A 26122-nucleotide genomic window follows, 5' to 3' on the forward strand; every position below is an offset into this window, starting at 1 on the left:
GCTGTGGTCCTACTTGGCGGGCGGTTCGGGTGGCGCCGGCTTCGGCGGCTTCGGTGCCGGGTGGCCGAAGCCGTCCGGCGTCTGGGTCGGCGGCAGCTTGCCGAGCATGTCCAGCGGCACCAGGTTCGATTGCACCGTGAGCACGTCGCCGCCGGGCAGCGGCGGGTCGTTTTCCTTGGCGCGGATCTCGTTGCGGGTCTTGACGCCATTCTGCGCCTGCACCGAATACAGCGCGGCCCGGCCCGCGCTGTCGGCGCGCAGCAGCGCATCGACATTGTGCTCGACGTAGAACTTCTTGCGATCGGCCGGCGACAGCGGCTGCTTCTCGATGGCCTGCTCGGTGCGCTGCAGCTCAGGGCCGAGATACAGCGTCAGCCAGGCCAGGTTGATCTGCTCGACACCGGAGCCCCACATGGTCTGTCCGGCGCCGGCGTGGCCGATCAGGATCGGGAACACGCCGAACCAACGGCATATCTCCTCGACGTGAAAGCCGCGGGTTTCGAGCGGCTGGGCATCTTCGGGATTCATCCCGAGCGCCCTGAAGTCGAAGCCCGGCGGCAGCGGCATCACCTTGCCAGACTTCTGCGAGCCGGAGAATTTGTCGAACAGCGCCACCAGCTCCTCGCGCTGGATCTGTGTGGTGCGCGCATTGGGCTGATCGACGGCAAAGCCGGAGATCTGCAGGCCGTTGGCGAAGGTGCGGCCGGCCACCTCGTCGGCGGCGAGCGCCGTGCTCAGCGTCTGGCGGCCATAGGCGATCGGCGACAAACCGACCGGGCCGCCGGCGCCGAAGCCGCGCAGATGAAACACCTTGTCCTCGCCCCATCCTTCCGACGGGGTATGCATTCCGGTCACGGCATCGAAGTAACGATAGCGTCGCTCGCCGCTGTGCGGATCGCGAAAAACCGATACCGAATCCGGGTTCATCGGAATGAGCGCCACCAGCCGTTCGCCGCTGTAGACCTTCTCGGCATAGGCGTTGCCGCGCAGATCCAGCGATGTGTACTGACCTTCCCAGAATTCGATCGCCGTCTGGTCGGCATTCGGCGTGTCGTGCAGCAGGTCGTACAGCGGATGATCCGTGACGACAGCTCCATCCTTCTGGCTGTGCAACTTGATCGGCAGCGAGCCTTTGGTGCGGGCGTTCAGGCGGACGCAGGCCCAAGCCGTCGCCAGCTGCAGCACAGCATCGGGACTGGTGGCCTTGCCCGACCACGTCGCGTTATCCATGTGCAACGAAGCGGGGTCGGTCAGCTTGACCTTCCTGCGCCCGAAGATGCCATCGAAAATGCTCATGCCGACATAACCGGGTTCGCGAAGTAAGCGCCAAGATCGACGGTCGGTGCCGCGACGAAGCGGCGGGACAGTTCCAGCGCCATCGCGAGGGCGACGGCACCGTCGACGCGCACTACGCTGCGGTTGTTTGATTTCTCCTTATCGATTTTCAGGTTCCCTGCCGGGTCCGGCGTCGTGATGGCGTTGGCCACCGCGGCTGTAAGCACTGGGTGCCCGCCATGATGCAGGCGCGCCGTCAGTGCTAGTTCGGCAAACCTTTCCACCGCTGGACCCATTTCTTTGTAACCTTGTCCAAACGGTTCCAACGGGACCTCGAAGTCCGCGTCGATGTCGTTCAATTCCTGTTTGAAGTCGTCGATGCGCCAGCGGTCATAACCGAGCACAACGATCTCGAATTCCTGAGCCAGCTTGACGAGCTCGCGCGCGACGAAAGCGAAGCGGATGGTCGGGCCCGGCACCAAAATCATCTGTCCCACAGCGATCCACTCGCGGAACCGCTCCCGCTCGGATTGCTTGCGGTCGATCATTCGGCCTTCCGGCGTCCAGAAGAACGGCAAAATGTCGTACTTCGGCTCGTCGTTGTCGGTCGGAAACACCAGGACCAACGCCGTCAGATCGTGCTTTCCCGACAAATCGAGCGCGGCAAAGCAGCGCCGGCCCTTCAGCTTGATCCTATCAACCACTGCCTCGGCCCCGAGCTTCCACGTCCGCAGCGTGACGATGCGGTTTTCGGTATTGGAGTCGACGCGCTGGTTGAGCCGTAGATTCCGATAGGCCGGTTCGAACGCCGGCGACCGCCGGGCCCGTTCCTTTGATTTCCGCAGGTCGTCGAGGTCGAGATACTTGCCCCATGCCGGGTTGACAGCCCGGAGCACCTCGTCGTCGAACGGATCGGCGTCGGTTGGCGCGGCCAGAAGGCACAGCACTGTCGACGGATCGTTCGCCCGGTTCGTCTCGGCATCGTCGATGAGTTGCGACAGCGGGTGATCGTCCGACGCCGCCTGCGTCGAAATGACGATTCCCAACGCCTCAGACCGCTTGCCCATACCCTCCATGAGGTTGTCGAGCAGTGTGCGATCCTTGGCCTGAGCCAGTTCGTCGTACACCCACAGAGATGGCGCCAAGCCGTGCGCGCGCCGCGCGTCGGCCGACAGCGCTTCGTACATCGACTTGACCCCGTCCCCTTCCAACACCTCGATCTTCTTATTGAAGCGCTGGACGTTCACTCGAGAGGCGAACTCTGGGACGCCGTGGATGATCGCCTCCATCTCGTTGAACATGATGCCGGCCTGCTGGCGGTCGATCGCCGCCGAATAGACCTCTCCACGGATTTCCGCTTCGGGCCCGAGCAGGTGGCACAGTGCCAGCCCTGCCACGAGGCCGGTTTTGCCGTTGCCCTTCGGCGCGGACTTGATCGCCAGGCTGACCTGCCGGCGACCGTCCCGCTTTTTTGGGCCGTAAACCTTCCTGACGAAATCCAACTGGTCCGGCAGCAGCTTCATGCGCTTGCCCTGCAGGATGCCCTTGGTAACGGGCAGGAACTGCAGGAACTTGACGACCCGATCGACCCGGCTCAGGCCTTTCCGTTTCCACGGCATACGCCGCTTGGTCTGCTGCGCCGCCTCGCGTTCGTCGCGCGTCATCAGCGCGCCCCGACCACGTCCTCCCATCAAAAAAATCCGCTAATAATTCTGGGGGAGGCTCCCAAGCCGGTCGCCATGCCCTAAGCGATGGACTTTCGGACCGCCCCCCTCTCGTGAAAGCAAGATGCCGGTGGTCTTGGCCCATCAAATTTGCCATGAGGTACGTATGTCGGAACCAAGCCACGTCGATAAGCTGGCCTACGCGGTCTCGCTACTTGATGGCGCGCAACGCATTGCCTCAACTGCACGGGATGCGCACATCGGAACGATTGGCATTCCATTTTACCTGCTGATCGGGTTCAGCATTGAAAACGGTCTCAAAGCGCTGCTGGAGCATCGCCAATACCCAGGCAAGTGGCACCGCTCACACCAATTGGGAGACCTGCTTACAAAAGCGATCGAGGTTGGATTGACCCTTCATCCTGGCGTCGAAGAGATGATTCGGCATCTGAGCCGCTATCATGAAGAATACTGGTTCCGATATCCGGAGAAGGCTGGCACGGCAGACGTTTATCGGTCTGACACGATGCTGGTCGTTACCGACGCGCTTCTTCGCTCAATCTTCAGCCTTACAGGCACAGGATTTCACCTCTTCAGAAATCGAGACCGGACTAACCTCGATTCCAAGGATGGTTAGGATCAACAGGTAGCCCATCGGCACCCACCACGGTGGAGTAGCCGATCGTCTCCTGCTGCTGCTTGATGCTGCTGTGGCATCGATATCTTGGATCGTCGCAGAGCGACTGGAACGGCCCCGCGAAGAACCCCTGCTCTGTATTCTTGCTGGCCTTGTCGATGTGGTCGCACACGGTGGCGGCGGTGATCCGGCCGGCCTTCTCGCATATGGCGCATAGTGGGTGCTCGGCCAACTGTGCCAACCTGACTGCCTTCCAGCGTCGGGTACCGTACAGCTTGCGCCAAGCCAAGGCCTGGGAGCTACGCCCACTATCCACTGAAGAACTATTACGGCCCTTTGTGATCAAGCCCAAGAATGATACCGTTTAGTCGGCCCGCCAGGCACGAGACGTCGGAGGCATCCGATCATCTTGTCCCTCTCCCGGGCTTCCTGCTGCCGATCTACCGGCTGTGGGTCCGGAACACCCCCGGGCAACCCGCTCCGCCTGATTGGAATGCACGGCAGGGCTACCTAAGGCGGTCATGAACGCCAGACTGTAGGCCGGTAAACTCGCGAACGACGGCTCATTCGTTCAAGTGAGGCGCTATCCGCAACCCTAACGGGCTGCGCCGGCGTGGCCCGAGGGCTCACAAATGAAACCTCGGTTCACTGTAGCCATCAACGTCAATGTCGCCGCCTGCCTCTTCGGCATCGCAGCGATTGTCAAGGCGTTGATGTAAGAAGGCGGCGATCCGAAAGGGTCGCCGTTTCTTTTCTACGTTGGCAAGATGGCGTCGAAATGTGTGTTCGCCCCCTATGCCGCGTCTTCAATCCCCAGCTTCCGCCGCCGCTCCCGCTCACTGCGCCGTCGCCTGTTGAGGTCGGTCAGGTGTTTCGTGAATTCCTGGATCGCCTCCGGCGAGTTCAGCGTGTCACGGGGCCTTTCGTCGCCGAGGATTTGGGAGGTTGGAGATTTGGGGGGCTCGTCGACACTGGTGCCCAGCTTGCCATCAATGTGTGGCAGATCAGGCATTTGTTGTCTCAACCAACTTTCGTCCGGCAAGCGCAACAGCGTCCCGTCATTGCCGAGAGCGCCCGAAATGCGCTCCGTTGCCACCTGTAGGCGACGGTAGGCCGTTGCTTTGGCCCATCCCCGCTTCCGGCACCTTGCCGAAAACGAGGAGCCGGTCAACTGACACCAAGCCCAGGCCCAGATGATCCGCCGCACCGTTTCATGGTCGATGAGATCACCAGTCCAGCGCATCACCTCGTCATGCCTACTGATCGCGGCAGATGACGGTGGCAAGCGCCGGAATCGCATTTCGCGCTCTTCGGCCAGACGCTGGGTGCCCCAGCCGGCCATGTCCTCGAAGGTCCGCTGGTAATTGGGCCAGTACCCCAACGCCGAGCCCGTACGGCCGTGCGGCATGCGGCGCTCCGTGTCGCATGCCTCGACGAACCTAGCCCGAACGATTTCTGGATTCCACATTGAAGTTTCCATGTGCTCAAATCTCAGGATGACGTCGCGCAAGTATTTCTGCAGATGCCTCGTTCCGCCCGATTTTCTGGAGGACGCAACCACGTTTGCCTACATCTTCCCGGACGAGGCGGCCATGGTCGGCAGACCTGATGCCTTTGGGTGGCGCGCGTTCGAATGCTATACCGAGCGGGCCCTTGAGTTTTTCGAAAGTGAACTTGGCGCCGTCGCTGACTAATGCGGTCACAACAGGCTCCCCTGCACATCAGGTGCGAAATTCTGGCTTAGCTGGGCGTATAGGAGCGTCGCCATAGCCTGTCGTGGCTGCGCGGCTCGTCTGTTTGCCTTGGCTTGCTGGCGCAGCGCGGCGAGGTCGATCGAGTCAAAAGCCTCCAGGAAGGCCAGGCCGGTGTCGGCCCACTTCGGATGAGCGAGGATGATATCGGAAACAGCGAGGATCGTCGGCGCTACCAGTTCCCTGCGATTGTTCTCGGACTCCATAATTGTCCGTAGCGTCAGGATGAGGTGGCCGGCGCCATGATCCGCAAGCAACCGGTCCATTGTCGAGGTCGCGCAAGTCTGCCCCGGCGTTCGACGTACGCGGGTGTCCACCGGCTCGATCTCGAGATCGGCGAGGATGGCGGCGAGCTGCTGCGTCATCGTCGAATCACTAAAACCGGAAAAGTGATTTGTCAGCCCGCTAATTCGCCACCGAGGGAATCTATCAACGGTTGTTCACTGCCGCTTGATCGGAACGAAGGTGGGATCGACCGATCCGTCCTCGCGCCAGTGATTATTGATGAACGCGTCTGCCTCTTGTTGGGTGGGAACGACGTTCAGCAGATCCCCGTAGATGCAGAATACATAGACGAGGCCGTCAATCCCCGGGCAACAGATTCCGACGATATGCTCGGCGCCCGGGATGAACGTGCCTGCACCATCGACCATTTGGCCGGTGCGGTGCATCCTGTCGATATCACTGTCGCTGAACATGTGGTTCCTTTCTGATCATCGGCTTACCTGGTAAGCTGCATAGTGTACCTATGGCGGGACTGAGCGACCTTTAAAACAGCCCTCACGGTCCCGCCACAGCCCCATAAACGTTGCCCTTAAGCAACACGGGCCCGCCTCGGGTACACATGTGGGTCTGTGGCGGGACCGTTGGTACCTGTGACGGGACTGTGATCTGATTTTTCAGGAGTCCAGCGCATGTAATCCTTGGTTGCAATCTCTGGTCGGCTGGACCCGACGTCGTCGGGGAATTCTGTGAGCAGCCACTCGGTCGCAACTCTGCCCTTCATGCTAAAACCACTGCGCTTGCCAATCTTGACGAAGCCGACTTCCTGGAGCCGATTGAAGCACCTGTTCGCGGTCGTCTTGCCTACGCGAAGGTTTTTTGCCGCTTCGCGAACGCTGTAGGGGATGTGGCCGTTGTTCGAATGCGGCCCTCGATATCTCCGCGCCATCTCGACGTAAAGCGCCCTGCAATTCCCATCAAGGGCCTGCCATGCTTCAGACCTCAGCAAATACTCGTCGAGCCGGACAAAGCGCGGGGACCCGTGAGCTCGTTTATTCCGATTGCTCATTTCGCTACCCAGTGCCGGGTTAGCAGGAATTCCACCTGCGTCCGAAGTGCGCTCTCGAGTTCGGCGACGTCTCTTGCAATCATCTCCAGGGGAAGGCCCTTGCGCTGAAGGGAGGCGCGCAACCGATCAAGGGTTGCCTTTATGGTATTCTCGGGATGTTTCGACGAGGCCGCTGCCAATGCGGTCCGTTGGACTTTTGGTCGGTTACGCGCCGTTGGGAAGATCACGATTTCGGCTGGCGGACGCCATCGGAACAATGGCAAGTCATCCATTGGAGGCATCCGAGCCTCCTTTGTCAGCAGCGCGCCAGCCTTCCGGGTCGTTTTCCCAGGCCAATATTTCACTGCGTCGGTACGCCACTTTGCGCGCACCTATTTTTATCCGCCGTGGGAAGCGACCGATTTTCTCGCGGCGCCAGCGCGTGGTGTCGCTGGTGAGGGTCCGCTTATCGACCTCATCGGGCAAAAAGAAGGGGGATTGGTTCTCAGTCATAGTCGGCTCCTGGTCTACGCCCCATTTTTTAAAGACCTGATGGTCCTTAAAAATGCTGCGTGGCCTCGAAGCCGATGGTTCTTGTGTCCTCCGGGCGGGATTCGCTGTCAATGGCGCCCGTTGGGTCGAACTGAAACTATCAACGGTTCAAAAAGAGTTCCCAAGCCTTCATCAATTCCCGACGCTTTGCGAGTGCTGTCCCTCGCCGGTAAGCTCGTTCGCTGTCATCACCGACGAGGTGGCTCAGGGCCGCTTCGGCCGTTTCCCGGGCAAACTCGGTTTCGTCGCCGGCCCAGTCGCGGAACGAACTCCTGAAGCCATGAGGCGTGAATGCGCCGCCACCGGCCCGCCTGAGCGCGGCGGCTAAGCTGGCGTCGGATAACTGGGTACCGAGCTTCTGGCCGGGAAATACAAGCTCCGATTGCCGCTTACCGGCAATACGCTTGGCGAGATCAAGTATTTCGAGCGCCCGATCTGCCAGCGGCACCACGTGTTCCCGGGCTTCCTTCATGCGCTCCGGAGGTAGGGTCCAGATCGCTCCCAAGCGATCGATCTCGCTCCAGGACGTCCCGCGCGTTTCACCGGAGCGGGCGGCGGTCAGGATGCCGAACTCCAGCGCCAAATTCGAGATGGAGAGGTTCTGCCGGAGTTTCTGCATGAACGCCGGCACCGCGGCGTACGGCATAGCCGCGTGGTGCCCACGGCTGAGTTTTGCCCGGGGAGCCAGCAGTGCCTGGAGGTGCCCCTTCCACCTGGCGGGGTTCTCGCCGGCGCGATACCCGCTTGCGCGTGCCGCATCCAAGACGCGCTCTATGCGCATGCGAGTCCGGCTGGCGGTTTCAGGCTTGTCGTTCCAAATCGGCCGCAGCACTCTCAGGACATCCTCAGTTTCGATCTCGTCGACCATGAGGGGCCGGAGCGATTTGGCGTAGACCTGCAGCGTCATCACCCATTGGGCACCATGCTTCGCGTTCTTCCAACTTGGCCGCAACGCCTCGATCAAATCGTCAGCGACCTTTCCGAAGGTCGGCCGGGCGCTCTGATCTCGTTTAGCGGCCAAGGGGCTCTTTCCCGCAGCCAGCAGTTCGCGCGCGCCCCGGGCCTTTTCCCGGGCCGCGGCGAGGCCTACATCGTCGAAGGGGCCCAACCCCATTTCGACCGTTTTGCCGCGCCAACGGTACAGGAAGACCCACCGTTTAGCGCTGGAATCCGGCGAGACGGAAAGGTACAGGTTGCCACCGTCAGCGTGCCGGCCGGGCTTTGAAGCCAACTTTTTGAGCGCTGGCTGCGACAATCGATTTCGAGATCTTGCTACCATCAGCCCTAGCACTAGCCCTAGCCCTAGCAATGTGCTGCAATTTCACGAAATCATGTGAAACGATTTGCGGACTCCTGACAATGGATATGTTGGAAGTTATGCCTCGGAAACGTAGGTTACTGCCGTCATCTGACGATTCAAGAAATCGATTGAAAGACTAAATTGAAATCCCTCCGGCTCCGCCACTACTGGGTTATTTGAAGCACAGAATCCCGTTTCCTATCCGACATGTGTGCCTGCAACACGCTTTCGACGGGACACACCGTGGCGCGAGCGAGTCCGCAACGCATCTGCATCTCCGATCGCCCTCACCGTCATTGCTGCTTTCGCAGGGCGGTAATGCCAGACGCGATTCCCGTCATGGGCAGCCGCCACATCCGATGTTCGCTGGAAACGAGCCGGTGCGAACTGGCCGGACGATGGTCCGGACGACGTGGTTGCGCTTGATCCTGTTTGCATCCGCCCGGTCCCGCGCGCGGCAGATCATGGACCAGCCTGTCGGCGGCATCGCGCGATCCTGAAGACCTCCGCACAACTCGCCGGCCCCCTCCTCCCGACAACCGCGAAACGATACCGGTGCAGGTATGCATCCTGGCAACGTTGCCGGCCGGAGGATGTTCGCGCGCTGCGGCGAACCGCACGCGTCGAGCCTGGCGCCTGGAAGCGCCCCCAGATGCAACTTCTGCGAAGCTTTTGTTGCAGCCGCCAAGCGGATACAGTTGCGCGTCACTTGGATGACATTCAACAGGAACTGTCGATGACGGAAATGACGAACTCTGCGAACGCCAGCCGCGAAAGCTTCATGGCATTGGTGCAGAATGAGCTGGCTGCATTTGAGAAGCGAGAGCATGCGCTTCGGAAGCAGGCAAAAAAGGATCGGGCTGCCGAGCTGCGGCTGCCGGTCAACATCGAGAGTTAAATGCACTGACGGGATATATCCGCTCGCCCGACCGGCGATGTCTCGACGTCGATCGGAAAATATGCAGCGGCGCTGAGCGACGACAACCAGCGCAGCGCCCCGACCTGGGAGAATCGCATCTCCCAGAGGTTCGCTTTCATCGTCCGGTTAATCTCGAATATGCAGATCGGAGCTTGAAGGCTCCGGTCGCGACGGGGTTGAAACCCTTGAGGCTCCCCCGCCCCTCACTCGGCGCCATATCGACAGCCGGTCCCCGGAGCTATTCCTGCCGAGCGTCAGTTCACAATGGTGATCGAGAACCGCCAATTGATCGGTTGCAGCAATTCAGGCGGCGGCGCCTCACCTATGTTGCCGCGCAAAGCCCGACGCCAGCCCACCCGCCTGTTGGAGAGACCATGTTCATCATCACCCTTCGCTTCGTCGACAAGACCAAAGCCCCGCGGTTCATGGACGGGCACAATGCCTGGATCAAAAGCGGATTCGACGATGGTGTCTTTCTGCTGGTCGGCGGCCTCCAGCCGAACGCCGGCGGCGCGATCCTTGCGCACAATGCTTCGCTGGAGGAGATCGAAGCACGTGTGCAGGATGATCCCTTCGTCGCCGAAGGTGTGGTCAAAGCTGAAATCCTCGCCGTCACTCCGGGCCGCACCGATGAACGGCTCGCCTTCCTGAAAGCCTGAGCTATCAGCGCGACGATTGCCGGTCCGGACGGATGCCCACGTTGCCGACGGCGTGCGGCGACGTCCGGGTTCTCAGCGTTGGCTCAAAAGCCGTCTTTGAGAACGTGCCGACGCGATGCGGCGCGAAGGCTCGCGATCAATGGGTGGTCAGCCAGGCGCGGGCGGCGCGCTGGGCCGCGGCGACCTCAACCTCGGACATCATTTCGGCGACTTCGCGACGCATCGCCAGAGCATCCGCACGGCCCTTCATGGCGGCAAGATTGAACCATTTGTGCGCCGCGACAAGATCGACGATGCCCGAGCGACCGCACGACCAGTGCATTCCGCGATCGAACAGGACGTCCTGGATGGCGCTGGTATCGACCGGCTCGGCGGCGTCGAAGTTGATGATTCCCTGAAACATGCGATCTCTCCTTTTTATCGTTGCCGCCTCGTTCGAGTGCGGCTCCTGTCTGACTGTCCAACGTCCCGTCGCCGTTTTCCGGCTTGTGGGGATGATCATGACCGATAAAATTTGAAGAGCAGTTTAAGTATCGCGATGAACGGATTCTGAACGCAATCCTCACCGCCCACCGGCGAGTCACGTGAGATGCTGGTTTTGCTGGGCTTTATCGCCGGCGGCAGATTTGGTTTACCGTGTCGGTGAGCAGACCGATAACCATCCTGCCATGCAGGCCGCCGCAGCATCGCAAGCGCCCGGCCCTGCCCCAGGCGCACGGAGTTCTGACGCCTCAGACGTCGGGTCGATATGTTCGTGAAAGGGAAACAGCGAGCCGGGGACAAGCCGCACCGGCAAAGGACGAGGGCGTCGGCGAACACGTCAGGATCAGATTCCAATGGCGGTGAGCGCCGCTGAAACTGCGGACCGGAGATCCGCAACGAACAAAGAGCCGCAAAGCCGAAGCGCCGCGTTCTTTGCCGAACCGCATCACAGGAGGACAAGCCCCGCATGAGATAACGGTCCGGCCGTTTGACCTGATGTCTCGCCGACACCCTCTTCGTCAGCCAGAGCCTGCGTGCCAGATCACTTCGAGAAGCAACTGTCGTGGAGGCTCTGTGACGTCGCCGGCAGCAAGCCGCCGGCAGTTTCAGAAGAAGAGTTACTTCTTCTTGGCAACCTTCTTCGTCTTCTTGGCAGTCTTCTTCACTGCGCTCTTCGTTGCCTTCTTCACTGCCTTCTTCGCCTTCTTAGCTTTCTTGGCCATGTTGCCCTCCTGAATAAAAGTGATCGCTAGTCGCTGCGTGCACTCGGGAATCGAGATGCACTACATCCCGAATACACCAACACATTAGAAAAAACAGTGTCCCGCTTAAGGAAGTGTTGATGACACGATGACGCCATGCGTCCCACGCGCGCAACGACAACTCGACGGCTCGTACACGGACAATGCCAGAAACGCGCGGAAACTCTACATCTGCGTTTGTCAAGATTGTAGGAAGTGGCTGTGTCACAGCCACAATTCAGATTCGTGATATCAGATAAATACAACATTTACCCGCGGCTTCGAGTCGGCGCCGACGCACGAAAATAGCGGTCGCGGACTCTGAGTCGCGTTTTTTGGCAATGAAAAAATTTTCGGGAAAATCGCGTTGGGGACTTATCGTCCGTCGCTGCAACCGCATTTTTTGACGAATCGGCATCCCTGATTCGTGCCGCTGTTGTCGCCCGCGCAGCACGACGTCGCTTGCCGAACAGTGGATCACGCAGGCTGCAGCGACGCCGCAAGCGCGGCGCCGCAGGCCGTTCAGATGCCGAGCTTGCGCTTCAGGAGATCGTTGACGGCTTGCGGGTTGGCCTTGCCACCCGACGACTTCATCACCTGACCGACGAACCAGCCCATCAATGCCGGCTTGGCCTGGGCCTGCGCCACCTTGTCGGGATTGGCGGCGATGATCTCGTCCACCACCTTCTCGATGGCGCCCATGTCGGTCACCTGCTTCATGCCGCGGGCTTCAACCAGCGCCCGCGGATCGCCGCCTTCAGTCCAGACGATCTCGAACAGCTCCTTGGCGATCTTGCCGGAGATGACGCCTTCGCCGATCAGGTCAACTATGGAAGCCATCTGGACCGCCGACACCGGCGAGGATGTGATGTCCTGGCCTTCCTTGTTGAGCCGACCGAACAATTCGTTGATGACCCAGTTGGCGGCCAGCTTGCCGTCGCGGACCTTGTCGGCCAGTTTCGAAAGCACCGTCTCGAAGAACTCGGCGCTCTCGCGCTCGCTGACCAGCACGGCGGCGTCATAGGGCGTCAGCCCGAAGTCGCCGATGAAACGCACCTTCTTCTCGTCGGGCAGTTCAGGCAGGTCGGCCTTCAGGGCGGCGACATAGGCCTCGCTGAATTCCAGCGGCAGCAGGTCCGGATCCGGGAAATAGCGGTAGTCGTGCGCCTCTTCCTTGGAGCGCATGGAGCGGGTCTCGCCCTTGCCGGCGTCGAACAGCCGCGTCTCCTGGTCGATGGTACCGCCATCTTCGAGGACACCGATCTGGCGGCGGGCCTCGTAGTCGATGGCCTGGCCGATGAAGCGGATCGAATTGACGTTCTTGATCTCGCAGCGGGTGCCGAGCGGGCCGCCCGGCTTGCGCACGGAGACGTTGACGTCGGCGCGCAGGCTGCCCTTCTCCATGTCGCCGTCGCAGGTGCCGAGATAGCGCAGGATGGTGCGCAGCTTGGCCACATAGGCCTTGGCCTGCTCGGCCGATCGCAGGTCGGGCTTGGAGACGATCTCCATCAGCGCGACGCCGCAGCGGTTGAGATCGACGAAGGTCGAGGTCGGGTCCTGGTCGTGCAGCAACTTGCCGGCATCCTGTTCCAGATGCAGCCGCTCGATCCCCACCGTGAAGCTGTCGCCGTCGTCGGTGTCGACGATCACCTCGCCCTCACCGACCACCGGCGACTTGTACTGGCTGATCTGGTACCCCTGCGGCGAGTCCGGATAGAAGTAATTCTTGCGATCGAAGGTCGAGCGCCGGTTGATCTGCGCCTTCAGGCCGAGGCCGGTGCGCACGGCCTGGCTGACGCAATGTTCGTTGATGACCGGCAGCATGCCCGGCATCGCCGCGTCGACCAGCGACACATGGCTGTTCGGCGCGCCGCCGAATTCCGTGGAGGAGCCGGAAAACAGCTTCGAGTGGGAGGTGACCTGGGCGTGGACCTCCAGCCCGATGACCATTTCCCAGTCGCCGGTGGCGCCCTTGATGAGTTTTGACGGTTTGACAGGTGCGTTCATAGGCCGCTTTTACCCCGATGGCGGAACCGAGAAAACCCTAAAGGTGACTTGCCGTGCCGCCGAGGGCCTGTGGTCGCGGTCACATCCTGGCGGCGAAGGCCTTGAACACCGGACTTTCGCGCAGCACGTCGCGGCCGGCGGCGATCACGTCGTCGACCTGTTGCTGCGGCAACTGGAACCGGGTCGGCACCGCTTCGAGCACCTTGGCGCGGGCCGGATCGAGCTGGTCGAAGCCGAGACGCCCGATGAAGAAATTCAATTCCTTGCAATTCCAGCCCGGCCGCGCGCCGTAACGCGCACGCTCGGTCGATGACAGGCCGCAGCGCCATTTGATCAGCGAGGTCTGCCAGTCCTTCATGGCGCGATCGAACGCCGAATAGCTGGAGCCGACGCTGGCGTCTATGGTCGTGTCCACCGCCGCCGACAGTAGCTCGACGCCGCTTGGCCCCTCCACGGTGTTGATCCAGTTGCCCGACAGGCCGGCCTTGGAGTCCACCACCAGGAACAGGGCCCGGCGCAGCCGCACGGCCTGCTGCGGGGTCAGCGGTCCATAGGCCGTCTCGGACGACTCGCGCTCGATGGTGAAGCCTGAGATACCGTAATTGTCGACCAATCCGCCATCCATCAGCTTGATGAATGGCACCGCGCCTTCGCGGTAGCGCATGATCGCCTTGGCATAGGCGCTCAGCGACGGCGAGGCATTGCGATTGGTGGCGGCCTTGATGATCGACGGCGGCAACGGATCGTTGCAGGTGCCGGGAAACGCCTTGATCACGGCCGGCGCAAAGGCGATCGGCACGGCAGCCGAGGCTGCCACCGCATTGGAAAGCGGGTAGCGCGTCAGGTCGCTGCAGATCGCCGTGAAGGCCGTGGCGCCGAACACGAACGGCACCCGGTTATAGATATCGGAGGCGTTGATCCAGATGCGCGGCTTGCCGCTGCGGAAATGCTCAAAGGTGGCACCTTCGAACAGGTTGGCATCGAGCCACTTGGTGAAGCCGGTGGAGTCGTTGATGCCGCCGGAGAAGGCGCGGCCGATGGTGCCTAGCGACAATTCCGTATTGAGCCCCTCCTCCGCATTGCGCAGCAGGAAGCGCTCACGGAAATCCGACAGCGCGGCGCGCTTCTTCAGCCCGAAATAGGCCGCGGTGACCGAGCCGCCCGACACGCCCGAGATAAGGTCGACGTGATCGAGCATCGAGCCGCCGGCACCGCGGGTCGGTACCCGGTCCAGTTCCTGCAACACGCCGAACGAGAACGCCGCCGCGCGGGTGCCGCCGCCGGAAAACGACAGGCCGACAAGGGCATCGTCGAGCGTGACGGGATCCTCGAAACCGATCTTTTCCTTATTGGCAGAACTGGCATCGCTGAGGGGAACGTTGATGGGCAGGTTATGTACCGAGGCACAGCCGAGCAGGAGTGCGGACGTCACGACGACGAGACCGATAGAACGCAACCCACTCATCAAATTCACTGCCTTCAAAACCATTCGTCGATACGGCCACGGGCCCGCCCACTGTTCAGTCCGGTCACGACCATGTTGGCAAGGCTCAACCCACATCTGACCGCAAAGCGTTGCCATTTGATGCTAGCGCCGGGACCGCCGCATATGCGTCAGCAACATGGCTAACGAATGATGAAGTCGGTTGAGCGGAACAAGTTCCGTGGTCGCCTAATTCGGCGGCGAGATCGGCGCGGCGTCGAACACCAGGGTGAACCAGGTCCCCTGCCCGCGAAGGCTGACGGCGTTGAATTTGACGTTCTTGGCATTTTCCTTGAGCGTCTGCAGGATCAGCGCGCCGAGCTTGCGCGGCGATGGCCATTCCTGGCCTTCGCCGAGGCCCACGCCATCGTCGGACACCACCGCCGTGACCTCGCCGCCTTCCTGCTTGCAGATCAGCTTGAGCTGGCCGCCGTTGCGCCCGACGAAGGCGTATTTCAGCGCGTTGGTCAGCATCTCGTTGACCAGCAGCCCGGCGGGCATGGCGACGTTGATCGACAACGGGCAATAACCGACCTCGAGCTTGAGCTCGATCCCCGGCATCGCGCTGGCCTGCATCACCGCGGTCGCGATGTCGGACAGATACTGGCCGAGATCGATCTCCGGCGCGGCGTTTTCCGCCGACAAGGTGCGGTACAACACGGTCAGCGCGTCGATACGGCTGGCGAGTCGCGCCAGCGCCACCGATTCCCCCTCGGCGGCGGAGCGCGCCTCCAGCCGGATCAGGGCGGTGACCAGTTGCAGGTTGTTCTTCACGCGGTGCTGCAGTTCGCGCATCAGCATATCGCGGTCGCGGATCTGGTTTTCGAACTGCTCGATCTGTGCCCGCTCGCGCCCACCCACATCAACCAGCGCCGCGATGCGAAAACTCTCGATGCCGTCGTCGCTCTCGATCACCGACGCGTAGGCCTGCACGACAACCAGGCGGTCGACCGGCACGGCCGGACGGAACACGCCGATGAAGTCCTCGCCGTCGCGGATCGCCTCACCCAAGGTCTGCTCCGCATTGTCCTCATTGAGAAAGCCGTCGAGGCTGGTCCAGCCATGGCCCTCGACATCGGCCGCTGTCATCGACATCAGGGCCTCGAAAGCCCTGTTGATGTAGACGACATGCTGCTCGGCGCCGGCCCCGCGCGACACGGCGACCGCGACCGGCGCATAGTCCAGCAGATGCTTGTACCTGTCGTTCTCGAGCGCCAGCGCAAGCTTGGGCGAGCCCAGAATCTGATCGACCTGCTGGGAAGGAGGAAGTCCGTCGTCGGCGCTCATGGAAGGTCCACGCTCATGGAGAAAGCATGACGAATGGTGGGCAAAAACGCAACGCTAAAGCCGCAGTGCAGCGTTGGGAATTCAGGCCCACCATTTCGTCGGGGAAAAGCGTCCGGCGGACTGCTCGATGACCTCACCGAGCGAGAACAGCGTCTCTTCGTCGAACGGTCGGCCGATCGGCTGCAGCCCGAGCGGCAGGCCCTGCGCGTCCTTGCCGGCGGGAACCGCAATGCCCGGCAGGCCGGCCATGTTCACCGTCACGGTGAAAATGTCGTTGAGATACATTTCCACCGGATCCGCGCCGCCCTTCTCGCCGATTCCGAACGCCGCTGACGGCGTCGCCGGGGTGAGGATCGCGTGGATGCCCTTGGCAAAGCAGTCCTCGAAATCCTTCTTGATCAGGGTGCGCACCTTTTGCGCGCGCAGATAGTAGGCATCGTAATAGCCGGCCGACAGCACATAGGTGCCGATCATGATGCGGCGGCGGACTTCGGCGCCAAAGCCTTCGGCACGCGTATTCTCATACATGGCGTCGATCGTGCGGCCGGGCACGCGCAGTCCATAGCGAACGCCGTCATAGCGCGCGAGATTGGACGAGGCTTCGGCAGGCGCCACGATGTAATAGGCCGGCAGTGCGTATTTGGTATGCGGCAGCGACACGTCGACCAGTTCCGCACCGGCTGCCTTCAGGGTCTCGGCGCCCTCTTTCCACAGCTTCTCGATTTCCGCCGGCATGCCGTCGAGACGGTACTCGCGGGGAATGCCGATCTTCATGCCCTTCACCGACTTGCCGATGGCCGCCTCGTAGTTTGGCACCGGCAGGTTGGCGGATGTCGTGTCCTTGGAGTCGAAGCCGGCCATGGAGCCCATCAGGATTGCGGCATCACGCACCGTCCGCGCGATCGGCCCGGCCTGATCGAGCGACGACGCGAAGGCGACGACGCCCCAGCGCGAGCAGCGGCCATAGGTCGGCTTGATGCCCACCGTTCCGGTGAAGGCTGCCGGCTGACGGATCGAGCCGCCGGTGTCGGTGGCGGTGGCACCGAGGCACAGGCCGGCCGCCACGGCGGACGCCGAGCCGCCGGACGAGCCGCCGGGGACCAGGTTGGTGTCGGAACCGTCGCGGCGCCACGGATTGACCACCGGGCCGAAGCAGGAGGTTTCGTTGGACGAGCCCATGGCGAACTCATCATTGTTGAGCTTGCCGAGCATCACCGCGCCATCGCGCCACAGTTGCGCGCTCACGGTGGACTCATACGGCGGTATGAAATTGCCGAGAATCTTCGAGCAAGCGGTGGTGCGGACGTCCTTGGTGGCGAACAGGTCCTTGATCCCGAGCGGAAGCCCGGCCAGCGGACCGCCCTCGCCCCTGGCGATCTTCGCATCGGCCGCAGCCGCCATGGCCCGCGCATGCACCGGCGTCTCCAGAACGAAGGCGTTAAGCACCCGGGCGTTCTCGACCGCTACAATATGCGCATCGGTCAGTTCGACCGACGTGAAGGATTTTTTCGCCAGGCCATCACGGGCCTCGGCGAGCGTCAGCGACGTCAGGTTTGTCATCTATTTATTGACCGGGCTGCAGAAGAACGGAGAAAGCGTCTTGTCGTTTTCCGGCGCATCGCGGCGGAGTTTGTCTCTGGCCTTGTCGGCCGCCTCGAGCTGGTCGAGCACGGCATCCATCGCCTTGTCGGGATCGACGATCTTGCCCTGCTTCTCGAGGGCATCGAGGTAGTCCATGTAGAGCTGATAGGACTTTTCGTCGTCGCAGAGCATGCACATGCGATTTTCCTGTCTCGTCCGGACCGTTACTCGACAACTTTCGGCACCAGAAAGAAATGGTCTTCGCTCATCGGCGCATTGCCGATCACCTTGTCGGCGATCTCGCCATCGTTGATCTCGTCGGCGCGCCTGGTCATTTCCATGGGGGTCACCGAGGTCATCGGCTCGACGCCCTCGACATCGACCTCTGACAGCTGCTCGACGAAGGCGAGCATGGCATTCAGCTCGCCCTGTAGATGGGGAACTTCATCCTCGGTGACCGCGATGCGCGCGAGATGCGCGATACGGCGAACGGTGGCAGCATCGACCGACATTATATAAGGCCTCTGGGGCGGAACGCCCACGCAGACCGCCGTATAGCAGACGGAGGTTTCGCGCCGCAACCGCGCGGCGCGCGCCATCAGCCCCGCAGCCCGGCCATCCGCTCCAGCGCCGCCGCGGCCAGCGACCGGGTCAGTTCCGCCGCCGGCAGCTCGGTGCCCAGACCGACCGCCTGCCCGGCCCACAGATTGGTAAAATCGCTGCGGCCGAGCTTCTCCGCCGCCGCCTTCAGCGGTCCCAGCGCCGTCGCGGCATGCGGGAATGCCGGGGCGTCGGCCGAGACCGGCCCGACCTCGCGCATCACCCGGTTGATCACGCCGCGCGCCGGGCGCCCGGTCATGACGTTGGTGATGACAGTGGACGCGTCGGTGCCGCCTTCGAGCGCCGCACGGCCGATCGGGCTCACCCTAGATTCCGGACAGCGCAGATAGGCGGTGCCGATCTGCACTCCGGCGGCACCCAGCGCAAAGGCCGCAGCGATGCCGCGTCCGTCACCGATGCCGCCCGCTGCGATCACCGGCACCTTCACCGCATCGACCACCTGCGGCAGCAGCGCGAACAGGCCGGGCTGGGTGGCAATGTCGTCGGTCAGAAACATGCCGCGATGGCCACCAGCCTCAGCGCCCTGGGCGATGACAGCATCGACCCCGCGCTGCTCCAGCCAGATCGCTTCCTCGACGATGGTCGCCGAGGCGATCACGCGGCAGCCGGCTGCCTTGACGCGGGCCAGCAGCGCCGGCTCCGGCAGACCGAAATGGAAACTGACCACCGCCGGCTTCAGCTCCTCGACCAGCTCGCACATGGCGGCATCGAACGGCGCACGATTGGCGGCATTGTTCGGCGCGTCGGGATCGATGCCAAGCTCCTGGTAATAGGACGCCAGCCGCTTGCGCCAGCCGGCCTCGCGCGCGGGATCGGCGTCGACCGCGGTGTGGCAGAAGTAATTCATGTTCAGCGGCGTCGAGACCCGCTGCCGGACGATATTGATCTGCTCGCGCGCCTTGTCCGGCGAGATCATCGCGCAGGGCAACGAGGCCAGCGCCCCACCCTGTGCGGCGCCGATCATGATGTCGGCGTCCTGCACGCCCGCCATCGGCGCCTGCACGATGGGAAACTCGATGCCGAACAGGTCGATCAGTCTGCGGTCAGGCCACATGGTGTGCTCACGAAGTGATGGGGATCGGCCCGCGCCTCATTGCCGTGCCGGAGGTAACCCTAGCACGGCGTATGCGAGGAGAGCTATGCGACGGCGCGGGGCCTGAGCATCCAGCGGCGCAGCGCGACGCCGGCCCAGATTGCCTCGACCAGTCCGAACGGCCAGGCGCCCTGCAGGAAGCCGTAGATCGATCCCAGCCCGCAGGCGACGGCAAAGGCCAGCACGAACCAGTGGCTGCGATCCTCCAGCGCATAACACACCAGCATGGCGGTGACGGCGAACAGTCCGTAAAGGGTCAGGGCGTCCATGGATGGGCTCAGGTCCGGTGGTCTGCAGGGCACCCTTAGCAGCCGCGCGGTGAGCCGCCAATCCGCGGCGATGGTTGCGGATCGTCGCAATCAGCATGTTTCGGATCACCGGCGCGCGTGTTAAGCGGAGCCATGCCTGCACCCATTCTGCCACTCATCGAGGCCGCCCCGCTCTGGCCCGCCCGCGGCGCGCTGATCGGTCTCGACCTCGGCACCAAGACCATCGGGGTCGCGGTGTCCGACCCCGACCGCCGGCTCGCCACCGGCGTCGAGACCGTTGCCCGCACCGCCTTCAAGGCGGATGCCGCGCGGCTGGTCGTGCTCGCCGGCCAGCGCGGCATCTGCGGTTACGTGCTCGGCCTGCCCATCAACATGGACGGCAGCGAGGGACCGCGCGCGCAATCCACCCGCGCCTTCGCCCGCAATTTTGCCCGCCTGACCGAGCTGCCGATCGCGCTATGGGACGAGCGGCTGTCGACCTCGGCGGTCGAGCGCGAATTGATCGCCAACGATGTCAGTCGCGCCAAGCGCGCCAAGGTGATCGACGAACACGCCGCCATCTTCATCCTGCAGGGCGCACTGGACCGGCTGACGGTCCTGAACAGACCGCCAGAGACGCGCTGACCATGCTGACGGTGTTCGGCGCCCTCGTTCCGGTGTTCCTGCTGATCGTGCTCGGCTTCGCGCTGCGCCGTCTGCTGCTGAAAAAGGATATCGAGTGGATCGGTCTGGAACAGCTGGTCTATTACGTGCTGTTTCCGGCACTGCTGATCGATACGCTGTCGCGCGCCAACCTGTCGTCGGTGCCGATCGCCGGTGTCGGCGGCGCGCTGCTGCTGGCGGTCCTGGCGATGTCGGCGCTGTGCCTGTTGCTGCGGCCTTGGTTGGCGCGCAGCCTGGATGTGGACGGCCCGGCCTTCTCATCGGTGTTTCAGGGCGCGACCCGCTGGCAAACCTTTGTGGCGCTCTCGGTGGCCGGCAATCTGTGGGGCGAACTCGGCATCACCCTGGCCTCGGTGGCGATGGTGGCGATGATCCCACTGCTCAACATCTTCGCTGTCTGGGTGCTGGCGCACTACGCCTCCCCGCAAAAACTGGCGTGGCCGAAAATCCTCCTGACCATCGCGCGCAATCCGCTGATCTGGGCCTGCGTCGTCGGGCTGACCATGAACCTCACCCATCTCTCCGTGCCGCGCCCGCTGCATGAATTCCTCGACGCGCTCGGGCGCTGCTCGCTGGCGCTGGGCCTGCTGGTGGTCGGTGCCGGCCTTCACCTCGAAGGCTTGCGCCGCCCCGGCGCGGCGGCGGCGCTGACCGTGGTGCTCAAGCTGGTGGTGATGCCGGCCATGGCCATCGCGCTCGGCATGGCATTTGGCCTGTCCGGCTCAAGCCTCGCAGTGGTGGCCTGCTGCGCCTCGGTGCCGTCGGCCTCGAACGGCTACATCCTGGCGCGCCAAATGGGCGGCGACGCGCCGCTGCTGGCGCAGATCCTGACACTGCAGACCATGCTGGCGGTGGTCACCATGCCGGTGTTCATCGCTTTCGTCGGCTGATCTCACGGGTGGCTGGCCAGCCAGATGCTCTGCACCGTCGCGGCAAGATTGTTGAGGCCGTGCACGAAAACCGTCAGCCAGATCGAGTTGCAGCGATAGCGTAGCCAGCCGAGCAGCAGGCCGATGGAAAACACCTCGCCGAAGAAGAACCAGTCATATTGCAGGTGCATCGCGGTCCACACTGCGGATAACAGCAGGATGGCCCCCGCCGGCCGCAGAAAGGATTCCGACCAGCCGCGATAGAGAAAGCCGCGAACGAAGAACTCCTCGGTCATCGGTGCGGCGACGCAGAACGCCAGCACCAGCAACCATAACGCACCGTCGGCCTGGGCAGAGCGCAGCACGTCAACCATGAAGCCCGGCGCCACGTTGCGGCCCAGCGCCCGCGACAGGAGATCCCAGCAGCCGACCAGCACCATCAGACTGATGGCGCCAAGCACAAAGTTTCTCCACGAGGTGCCACGCAGCGCCAGATAGTCGGCGAACGGGGTGCCGGAGATCCGCGTCGCCAGCCAGATCGCCGCGCAGACCGCCGGCAGGCCCATCATCACCGACAGCGAGATGGTGGTGCCACTGCTCAGCATGGTCCTGAGCATGGAAAAATCGAAGCTCGAATCTCCGCGCAGGATCAGCCAGGCCACCACCGCCAGTTGGCCGAGAAACAGGGCCGCGAAGATGACCAGTCCCCACAGCGTGGTGCCCCAGAACTTCCAGATTCTTGGCGCGCGGGGCGACTTCACGGGGGCTGAGGGATCGAGCGGCGTTTCCGTCGAGGTCATGCAGGCAGCGCCCGCTGCAGCAGCGCCCGGCTCTGCGCCGCGGTAAAATCGGCACCGCCGTACATCGTGCTGCGTCCACTGTCGAGCCGCGTCTTGACGAACAATTCCGCATGCAGCGGGTGGACGATGTTCAACGCCGCGGCGGCAGCCAGCATCGCCAGCGTTTCCACCGCCTGACGCGCGACACGTTCGTTGTCTGGCCGCAGCATGGTCTTGATCGCGAACGACGCCGCCTCCGCGGCAGCGGGCAGACCGCTGGTCTCCGCCATCAGGGTCTGCAGCACGGCGACCGCCGCATCGCCCTCGCGCGACAAGGCGCGCAGCACGTCGAGGCACATCACGTTGCCGGAGCCTTCCCAGATCGCATTGACCGGCGCCTCCCGGTAATGCCGGGCCAGGATACTGTCCTCGACATAGCCGTTGCCGCCAAGGCACTCCATCGCCTCATAGAGGAACCCGGGCGCCGATTTGCACACCCAGTATTTCACCGCCGGCGTCAGCAGCCGCATATAGGCGGCTTCCGTAGGATCGGTGGCGGCCTGGTCGAACGATCTGCAAAGCCGCATCACCAAGGCCGTGCAGGCCTCCACATGCAGCGCCATGTCGGCGAGCACGCTCTGCATCATGGGTTGGTCGGCAAGATGCTTCTGGAACACCGTGCGATGCCGGGCATGATGCAACGCATGCGCCAGGCCCGAGCGCATCAGCCCGGCCGAGGCCGTGGCGCAATCCTGCCGGGTCGGCTGCACCATCTGAATGATAGTGCGGATACCCTTGCCTTCGTCGCCGACGCGGAGCGCATAGGCGTCCCTGAATTCCACTTCCGAGGAGGCGTTGGAGCGGTTGCCGAGCTTGTTCTTCAGGCGCTGGAATTCGATCCCGTTGACCGAGCCGTCCGGCCGGAACCGCGGCATGAAGAAACAGGTCAGGCCGTCATCGGCCTGCGCCAGCACCAGGAAGGCATCGCACATCGGCGCCGACATGAACCATTTGTGGCCGGTGATCCGATAGGCATCGCCGTCGCGCATGGCGCGGGTGGAGTTGCTGCGCACGTCGGTGCCGCCCTGCTTCTCCGTCATGCCCATACCGATCGTCATGCCGCTTTTCGCACGCCATGGGGCGAAGGCGGGATCATAGCTGGTGCTGGCGATGATCGGCATGGCCTGCGCCAGCACGTCCGGCTGCGATGCCAGCGCAGCCACCGCAGCGCGGGTCATGGTGAGCGGACAAAGATGCCCGGTCTCGACTTGTGCCGCCATGTAGAAGCGCGCCGCGCGCAATACTTCCGATGCGCCGCCAGCCGGCTTGCCATCGGCGGTCCAGCCGGAATTGTGGATTCCGGCATCGACGCTGTGGGCCATCAGTTCGTGATAGGCCGGATGAAATTCGACCCGGCCGATGCGGTTGCCGCCTGCGTCGACGGTCGTCAGCACCGGAGGATTCTCGTTGGCGAGTCGACCGCGCTGCGCCATTTCGGCCGAGCCCCACAGCTGACCGAAACTGGAATGCGCGACGAAGCCAGAGGAGCCGTCATTGAATGCAACCGATTCCACCAGGGGGCGATCGGTTGCGAACAGGTCGATGTCCTCAAAGGGCGGCGACTGGTTGAATGCGTCGAGGTTCGCTGCAGACGTCATCGAGCAGTCCCGGCTGGAGAGATTCGCTGCAAGCTTACCCCAAATACCAGCGATTTCATGCCGGCGACTACGGGCTGCGCGGCACGGTCAATCGGCGAAGGCACTGTCCGTTTCAAATTGCACATCCTGGCGCTCCCGGTAGCCCAAACAGGGCGACAATGCGGCGGGTCCCGGCGGACAGATCGGGGGATAAGTCCGCAGCGCCGGACCGGACCCAGAATCGCCCTTGCCCCGCTTTTGAAGTCTCCTTATAGCTTTCGTTTTAATGACCCTTGCAACGAAATCGACCTTTGTCCTCGGCCACCGGCATTTGCTGGGCATAGAGGGCCTTTCCGCCGCCGAGATCACCGGCCTGCTGGATCTTTCCGAAGAATATGTCGAGCTGAATCGTCAGGTCGACAAGAAGCGCACCAGCTTGCGCGGTCGCACCCAGATCAATCTGTTTTTCGAGAACTCGACGCGGACCCAATCCTCGTTCGAACTCGCCGGCAAGCGCCTCGGCGCCGACGTGATGAACATGTCGGTGGCGTCGTCCTCGATCAAGAAGGGCGAGACGCTGATCGACACCGCGATGACGCTGAACGCCATGCATCCGGACATCCTGGTGATGCGTCATCACTCCTCCGGCGCGGTCGAGCTGTTGGCGCGCAAGGTCGACGGCTCCGTCATCAATGCCGGCGACGGCGCCCATGAGCATCCCACCCAGGCGCTGCTCGATGCGTTGACCATCCGCCGCAACAAGGGCCCGCTCGAAGGCCTCGTGGTGGCGATCTGCGGCGACGTGCTGCATTCGCGCGTGGCGCGCTCCAACATCATCCTGCTCAACGCCATCGGCGCGCGCGTCCGCGTGGTGGCGCCGTCCACCCTGCTGCCACCGGGCATCGAGCGCATGGGCGTCGAGGTGTTTCGCGACATGCGCGAGGGCCTCGAGGGCGCCGATATCGTGATGATGCTGCGGCTGCAGCGTGAGCGCATGAACGGCTCGTTCGTGCCGTCTAGCCAGGAATACTTCCAGTATTACGGCCTCGACCAGAAGAAGCTGGCCTATGCCAAGCCCGACGCGCTGGTGATGCATCCCGGCCCGATGAACCGCGGCGTCGAGATCGACTCCTCGTTGCCGATGGCGCACAGTCATTGATCCGCGAACAGGTCGAGATGGGCGTTGCCGTGCGCATGGCCGTGCTCGAAGCGCTCGCGCGCAACCTCCCGAATGCGTGACCTCATGCTGACCGATCGCCGCCCCATCCTGCTCGCCAACGCTCGCCTGATCGATCCCAGCCGCGATCTCGACGGCATCGGCGACGTGCTGATTGCCGATGGCGTGATCCGCGACGCCCGCCGCGGCATTGGCGCCGCCGGTGTCCCGGAAGGCACCGACATCGTCAACTGCGCCGGCATGATCGTCGCGCCCGGCCTGGTCGACATGCGCGCCTTTGTCGGCGAGCCCGGCGCCAACCACCGCGAGACCTTTGCTTCGGCCAGCCGCGCCGCCGCGGCCGGCGGCATCACCACCATCATCTGCCAGCCCGACACCTCGCCGGCCATCGACAATTCGGCCACCGTCGACTTCGTGCTGCGCCGCGCCCGCGACACCGCCATCGTCAACATCCATCCGATGGCAGCGCTGACCAAGGGCCTGCGCGGCGAAGAGATGACCGAGATCGGCCTGCTCAAGGCCGCCGGCGCCGTAGCTTTCACCGACGGCGACCACAGCGTGATGAATGCGATGCTGATGCGCCGCGCGCTGACCTATGCGCGGGATTTCGATGCACTGATCGTGCACTACACCGAGGACCCCCATCTGGTGGGCGAAGGCGTGATGAACGAAGGCGAGTTCGCGTCCCGGCTCGGCCTCACCGGAATTCCCAGCGCCGCCGAAGCCATGGTGCTGGAGCGCGACATGCGCCTGGTGGCGCTCACCGGCGGACGTTATCATGCGGCCTCCATCACCTGCGCGGAATCCATCGAAATCCTGAAGCGCGCCCGCGACGCCGGCTTGCGGGTCAGCGCCTCGGCCTCGATCAATCACCTGACGCTGAACGAGAACGACATCGGCCCCTACCGGTCGTACCTGAAACTGTCGCCGCCGCTGCGCACCGAGGACGACCGCAAGGCGCTGGTCGCAGCGGTGGCTTCGGGTCTCATCGACGTGGTGATGTCGGATCACAACCCGCAGGACGTCGAAACCAAGCGACTGCCGTTCGCCGAGGCCGAGGCCGGCGCCATCGGCCTCGAGACCATGCTGGTGGCCGGGCTGCGCCTGGTCCATGCCGGCGAACTCGATTACACCACCCTGATCCGCGCCATGTCGACGCGGCCGGCCGAACTGCTCGGCCTGCCCGGCGGCTCGCTACGCGCCGGCGCCGTGGCCGACGTCATCGTCATCGATCCCGACACGCCCTGGGTGCTCGATCCCGCCGAGTTGCAGTCGCAGTGCAAGAACACGCCGTTCGACGAAGCCCGCTTCACCGGCCGCGTCGCCCGTACTATTGTCGGCGGGCGCACGGTGTTTGAACATGTTTAGGCGCGACCAGCAAAAGTGGAATCCGGTTTTGCGTCCGG

Annotated in this window: 25 protein-coding genes and 1 pseudogene; 7 read left to right on the top strand and 19 right to left on the bottom strand. The window is 63.1% G+C overall.

The window, feature by feature from the left end; translation table 11 throughout:
• Window positions 1-9 precede the first annotated feature (9 nt).
• Both ACUXVA_RS24085 and ACUXVA_RS24090 read right to left on the bottom strand, forming a co-directional pair.
• Window positions 10-1296 (bottom strand): phage portal protein, encoded by a 1287-nt coding sequence (locus ACUXVA_RS24085; RefSeq protein WP_445488610.1) that lies wholly within the window; start codon window positions 1294-1296, stop codon window positions 10-12.
• A complete protein-coding gene (locus tag ACUXVA_RS24090) occupies window positions 1293-2939 on the bottom strand; it encodes a terminase large subunit (RefSeq protein ID WP_445488612.1) in 1647 nt (548 codons plus the stop codon). Before ACUXVA_RS24090 ends, ACUXVA_RS24085 begins: the two co-directional genes overlap by 4 nt.
• Before the next feature lie 124 nt (window positions 2940-3063).
• Between ACUXVA_RS24090 and ACUXVA_RS24095 the strand changes: the two genes are divergently transcribed.
• A complete protein-coding gene (locus tag ACUXVA_RS24095; RefSeq protein ID WP_445488614.1) occupies window positions 3064-3576 on the top strand; it encodes a hypothetical protein in 513 nt (170 codons plus the stop codon).
• A gap of 793 nt (window positions 3577-4369) precedes the next feature.
• Here the strand turns inward: ACUXVA_RS24095 and ACUXVA_RS24100 are convergent.
• From ACUXVA_RS24100 to ACUXVA_RS24125, 6 genes are all read right to left on the bottom strand, one after another.
• A complete protein-coding gene (locus ACUXVA_RS24100) occupies window positions 4370-5086 on the bottom strand; it encodes a DUF6362 family protein (protein ID WP_445488616.1) in 717 nt (238 codons plus the stop codon).
• Window positions 5087-5275: 189 nt separating this feature from the next.
• Complete coding sequence (locus tag ACUXVA_RS24105; protein WP_445488618.1) at window positions 5276-5692, bottom strand: hypothetical protein; 417 nt, start codon at window positions 5690-5692, stop codon at window positions 5276-5278.
• Between the two features lie 75 nt (window positions 5693-5767).
• A complete protein-coding gene (locus ACUXVA_RS24110; RefSeq protein ID WP_445488620.1) occupies window positions 5768-6025 on the bottom strand; it encodes a hypothetical protein in 258 nt (85 codons plus the stop codon).
• A gap of 589 nt (window positions 6026-6614) precedes the next feature.
• Window positions 6615-6899, bottom strand: coding sequence for a DUF6074 family protein (locus tag ACUXVA_RS24115; RefSeq protein ID WP_445488622.1), 285 nt, complete (start codon window positions 6897-6899; stop codon window positions 6615-6617).
• Window positions 6883-7110, bottom strand: a complete 228-nt coding sequence (locus ACUXVA_RS24120; RefSeq protein ID WP_445488624.1) for a helix-turn-helix transcriptional regulator — start codon at window positions 7108-7110, stop codon at window positions 6883-6885. The genes ACUXVA_RS24115 and ACUXVA_RS24120 overlap by 17 nt, the downstream gene beginning before the upstream one ends.
• A 139-nt stretch (window positions 7111-7249) precedes the next feature.
• Window positions 7250-8404, bottom strand: a complete 1155-nt coding sequence (locus ACUXVA_RS24125) for a tyrosine-type recombinase/integrase (protein ID WP_445488626.1) — start codon at window positions 8402-8404, stop codon at window positions 7250-7252.
• Window positions 8405-9185: 781 nt separating this feature from the next.
• Between ACUXVA_RS24125 and ACUXVA_RS24130 the strand changes: the two genes are divergently transcribed.
• Window positions 9186-9347: a hypothetical protein gene (locus ACUXVA_RS24130; RefSeq protein ID WP_445488628.1), complete on the top strand. Its 162-nt coding sequence runs from the start codon at window positions 9186-9188 to the stop codon at window positions 9345-9347.
• 395 nt (window positions 9348-9742) lie between these two features.
• The gene (locus ACUXVA_RS24135; RefSeq protein ID WP_265083314.1) at window positions 9743-10027 is read left to right on the top strand and encodes a YciI family protein; all 285 of its coding nucleotides are present in this window, start codon (window positions 9743-9745) and stop codon (window positions 10025-10027) included.
• A 136-nt stretch (window positions 10028-10163) separates the two neighbouring features.
• On the opposite strand, the gene ACUXVA_RS24140 is transcribed toward ACUXVA_RS24135, so the two are convergent.
• From ACUXVA_RS24140 to ACUXVA_RS24180, 9 genes are all read right to left on the bottom strand, one after another.
• Window positions 10164-10430, bottom strand: coding sequence for a hypothetical protein (locus ACUXVA_RS24140; protein WP_445488630.1), 267 nt, complete (start codon window positions 10428-10430; stop codon window positions 10164-10166).
• A gap of 1342 nt (window positions 10431-11772) precedes the next feature.
• A complete protein-coding gene (gatB, locus tag ACUXVA_RS24145; protein WP_445488632.1) occupies window positions 11773-13257 on the bottom strand; it encodes an Asp-tRNA(Asn)/Glu-tRNA(Gln) amidotransferase subunit GatB in 1485 nt (494 codons plus the stop codon).
• Window positions 13258-13336: 79 nt separating this feature from the next.
• Entirely contained in the window at window positions 13337-14722 is a 1386-nt protein-coding gene (locus ACUXVA_RS24150; RefSeq protein ID WP_445488634.1) for a patatin-like phospholipase family protein, read from the bottom strand.
• Window positions 14723-14929: 207 nt separating this feature from the next.
• Entirely contained in the window at window positions 14930-16027 is a 1098-nt protein-coding gene (locus ACUXVA_RS24155; protein ID WP_445488636.1) for a sensor histidine kinase, read from the bottom strand.
• Window positions 16028-16108: 81 nt separating this feature from the next.
• On the bottom strand, window positions 16109-17587 hold the full coding sequence (gatA, locus tag ACUXVA_RS24160; RefSeq protein ID WP_445488638.1) for an Asp-tRNA(Asn)/Glu-tRNA(Gln) amidotransferase subunit GatA: 1479 nt from the start codon (window positions 17585-17587) through the stop codon (window positions 16109-16111).
• Window positions 17588-17806, bottom strand: coding sequence for a hypothetical protein (locus ACUXVA_RS24165; RefSeq protein ID WP_265083308.1), 219 nt, complete (start codon window positions 17804-17806; stop codon window positions 17588-17590).
• Window positions 17807-17832: 26 nt separating this feature from the next.
• Window positions 17833-18120, bottom strand: coding sequence for an Asp-tRNA(Asn)/Glu-tRNA(Gln) amidotransferase subunit GatC (gatC, locus tag ACUXVA_RS24170; protein ID WP_265083307.1), 288 nt, complete (start codon window positions 18118-18120; stop codon window positions 17833-17835).
• An 86-nt stretch (window positions 18121-18206) separates the two neighbouring features.
• On the bottom strand, window positions 18207-19283 hold the full coding sequence (locus ACUXVA_RS24175; RefSeq protein WP_445488641.1) for an NAD(P)H-dependent flavin oxidoreductase: 1077 nt from the start codon (window positions 19281-19283) through the stop codon (window positions 18207-18209).
• Window positions 19284-19366: 83 nt separating this feature from the next.
• Window positions 19367-19591, bottom strand: a complete 225-nt coding sequence (locus ACUXVA_RS24180; protein ID WP_265083305.1) for a hypothetical protein — start codon at window positions 19589-19591, stop codon at window positions 19367-19369.
• A gap of 132 nt (window positions 19592-19723) precedes the next feature.
• Between ACUXVA_RS24180 and ruvX the strand changes: the two genes are divergently transcribed.
• Entirely contained in the window at window positions 19724-20215 is a 492-nt protein-coding gene (gene ruvX, locus ACUXVA_RS24185; protein ID WP_265083304.1) for a Holliday junction resolvase RuvX, read from the top strand.
• 2 nt (window positions 20216-20217) lie between these two features.
• Window positions 20218-21144 carry an AEC family transporter gene (locus ACUXVA_RS24190; protein ID WP_265083303.1) on the top strand — a complete coding sequence of 309 codons (927 nt, stop codon included), beginning with the start codon at window positions 20218-20220 and terminating at the stop codon, window positions 21142-21144.
• A gap of 2 nt (window positions 21145-21146) precedes the next feature.
• Here the strand turns inward: ACUXVA_RS24190 and ACUXVA_RS24195 are convergent, their stop codons facing one another.
• Both ACUXVA_RS24195 and ACUXVA_RS24200 read right to left on the bottom strand, forming a co-directional pair.
• Complete coding sequence (locus tag ACUXVA_RS24195; protein WP_265083302.1) at window positions 21147-21923, bottom strand: CPBP family intramembrane glutamic endopeptidase; 777 nt, start codon at window positions 21921-21923, stop codon at window positions 21147-21149.
• Complete coding sequence (locus ACUXVA_RS24200; protein WP_445488644.1) at window positions 21920-23560, bottom strand: acyl-CoA dehydrogenase family protein; 1641 nt, start codon at window positions 23558-23560, stop codon at window positions 21920-21922. Before ACUXVA_RS24200 ends, ACUXVA_RS24195 begins: the two co-directional genes overlap by 4 nt.
• 265 nt (window positions 23561-23825) lie before the next feature.
• Here ACUXVA_RS24200 and ACUXVA_RS24205 point away from each other — a divergent pair.
• Both ACUXVA_RS24205 and ACUXVA_RS24210 read left to right on the top strand, forming a co-directional pair.
• Window positions 23826-24778: pseudogene (locus ACUXVA_RS24205) on the top strand (aspartate carbamoyltransferase catalytic subunit).
• Between the two features lie 4 nt (window positions 24779-24782).
• Entirely contained in the window at window positions 24783-26084 is a 1302-nt protein-coding gene (locus ACUXVA_RS24210) for a dihydroorotase (RefSeq protein ID WP_445493348.1), read from the top strand.
• Window positions 26085-26122: the final 38 nt, after the last annotated feature.

Source organism: Rhodopseudomonas sp. RCAM05734 (assembly GCF_052658035.1).

Excerpts from the sequence above, each read along its gene's own strand:
- ACUXVA_RS24175 (WP_445488641.1), bottom strand. The coding sequence starts at position 19,283 with ATGTGGCCTGACCGCAGACTGATCGACCTGTTCGGCATCGAGTTTCCC.
- ACUXVA_RS24110 (WP_445488620.1), bottom strand. The coding sequence starts at position 6,025 with ATGTTCAGCGACAGTGATATCGACAGGATGCACCGCACCGGCCAAATG.
- ACUXVA_RS24195 (WP_265083302.1), bottom strand. The coding sequence starts at position 21,923 with ATGACCTCGACGGAAACGCCGCTCGATCCCTCAGCCCCCGTGAAGTCG.
- gatC (WP_265083307.1), bottom strand. The coding sequence starts at position 18,120 with ATGTCGGTCGATGCTGCCACCGTTCGCCGTATCGCGCATCTCGCGCGC.
- ACUXVA_RS24105 (WP_445488618.1), bottom strand. The coding sequence starts at position 5,692 with ATGACGCAGCAGCTCGCCGCCATCCTCGCCGATCTCGAGATCGAGCCG.
- ACUXVA_RS24130 (WP_445488628.1), top strand. The coding sequence starts at position 9,186 with ATGACGGAAATGACGAACTCTGCGAACGCCAGCCGCGAAAGCTTCATG.
- ACUXVA_RS24210 (WP_445493348.1), top strand. The coding sequence starts at position 24,783 with ATGCTGACCGATCGCCGCCCCATCCTGCTCGCCAACGCTCGCCTGATC.
- ACUXVA_RS24095 (WP_445488614.1), top strand. The coding sequence starts at position 3,064 with ATGCCGGTGGTCTTGGCCCATCAAATTTGCCATGAGGTACGTATGTCG.
- gatA (WP_445488638.1), bottom strand. The coding sequence starts at position 17,587 with ATGACAAACCTGACGTCGCTGACGCTCGCCGAGGCCCGTGATGGCCTG.
- ACUXVA_RS24120 (WP_445488624.1), bottom strand. The coding sequence starts at position 7,110 with ATGACTGAGAACCAATCCCCCTTCTTTTTGCCCGATGAGGTCGATAAG.
- ACUXVA_RS24155 (WP_445488636.1), bottom strand. The coding sequence starts at position 16,027 with ATGAGCGCCGACGACGGACTTCCTCCTTCCCAGCAGGTCGATCAGATT.
- ACUXVA_RS24150 (WP_445488634.1), bottom strand. The coding sequence starts at position 14,722 with ATGAGTGGGTTGCGTTCTATCGGTCTCGTCGTCGTGACGTCCGCACTC.
- ACUXVA_RS24115 (WP_445488622.1), bottom strand. The coding sequence starts at position 6,899 with ATGCCTCCAATGGATGACTTGCCATTGTTCCGATGGCGTCCGCCAGCC.
- ACUXVA_RS24140 (WP_445488630.1), bottom strand. The coding sequence starts at position 10,430 with ATGTTTCAGGGAATCATCAACTTCGACGCCGCCGAGCCGGTCGATACC.
- ACUXVA_RS24135 (WP_265083314.1), top strand. The coding sequence starts at position 9,743 with ATGTTCATCATCACCCTTCGCTTCGTCGACAAGACCAAAGCCCCGCGG.
- gatB (WP_445488632.1), bottom strand. The coding sequence starts at position 13,257 with ATGAACGCACCTGTCAAACCGTCAAAACTCATCAAGGGCGCCACCGGC.
- ACUXVA_RS24190 (WP_265083303.1), top strand. The coding sequence starts at position 20,218 with ATGCTGACGGTGTTCGGCGCCCTCGTTCCGGTGTTCCTGCTGATCGTG.
- ruvX (WP_265083304.1), top strand. The coding sequence starts at position 19,724 with ATGCCTGCACCCATTCTGCCACTCATCGAGGCCGCCCCGCTCTGGCCC.
- ACUXVA_RS24200 (WP_445488644.1), bottom strand. The coding sequence starts at position 23,560 with ATGACGTCTGCAGCGAACCTCGACGCATTCAACCAGTCGCCGCCCTTT.
- ACUXVA_RS24085 (WP_445488610.1), bottom strand. The coding sequence starts at position 1,296 with ATGAGCATTTTCGATGGCATCTTCGGGCGCAGGAAGGTCAAGCTGACC.
- ACUXVA_RS24090 (WP_445488612.1), bottom strand. The coding sequence starts at position 2,939 with ATGACGCGCGACGAACGCGAGGCGGCGCAGCAGACCAAGCGGCGTATG.
- ACUXVA_RS24180 (WP_265083305.1), bottom strand. The coding sequence starts at position 19,591 with ATGGACGCCCTGACCCTTTACGGACTGTTCGCCGTCACCGCCATGCTG.
- ACUXVA_RS24165 (WP_265083308.1), bottom strand. The coding sequence starts at position 17,806 with ATGTGCATGCTCTGCGACGACGAAAAGTCCTATCAGCTCTACATGGAC.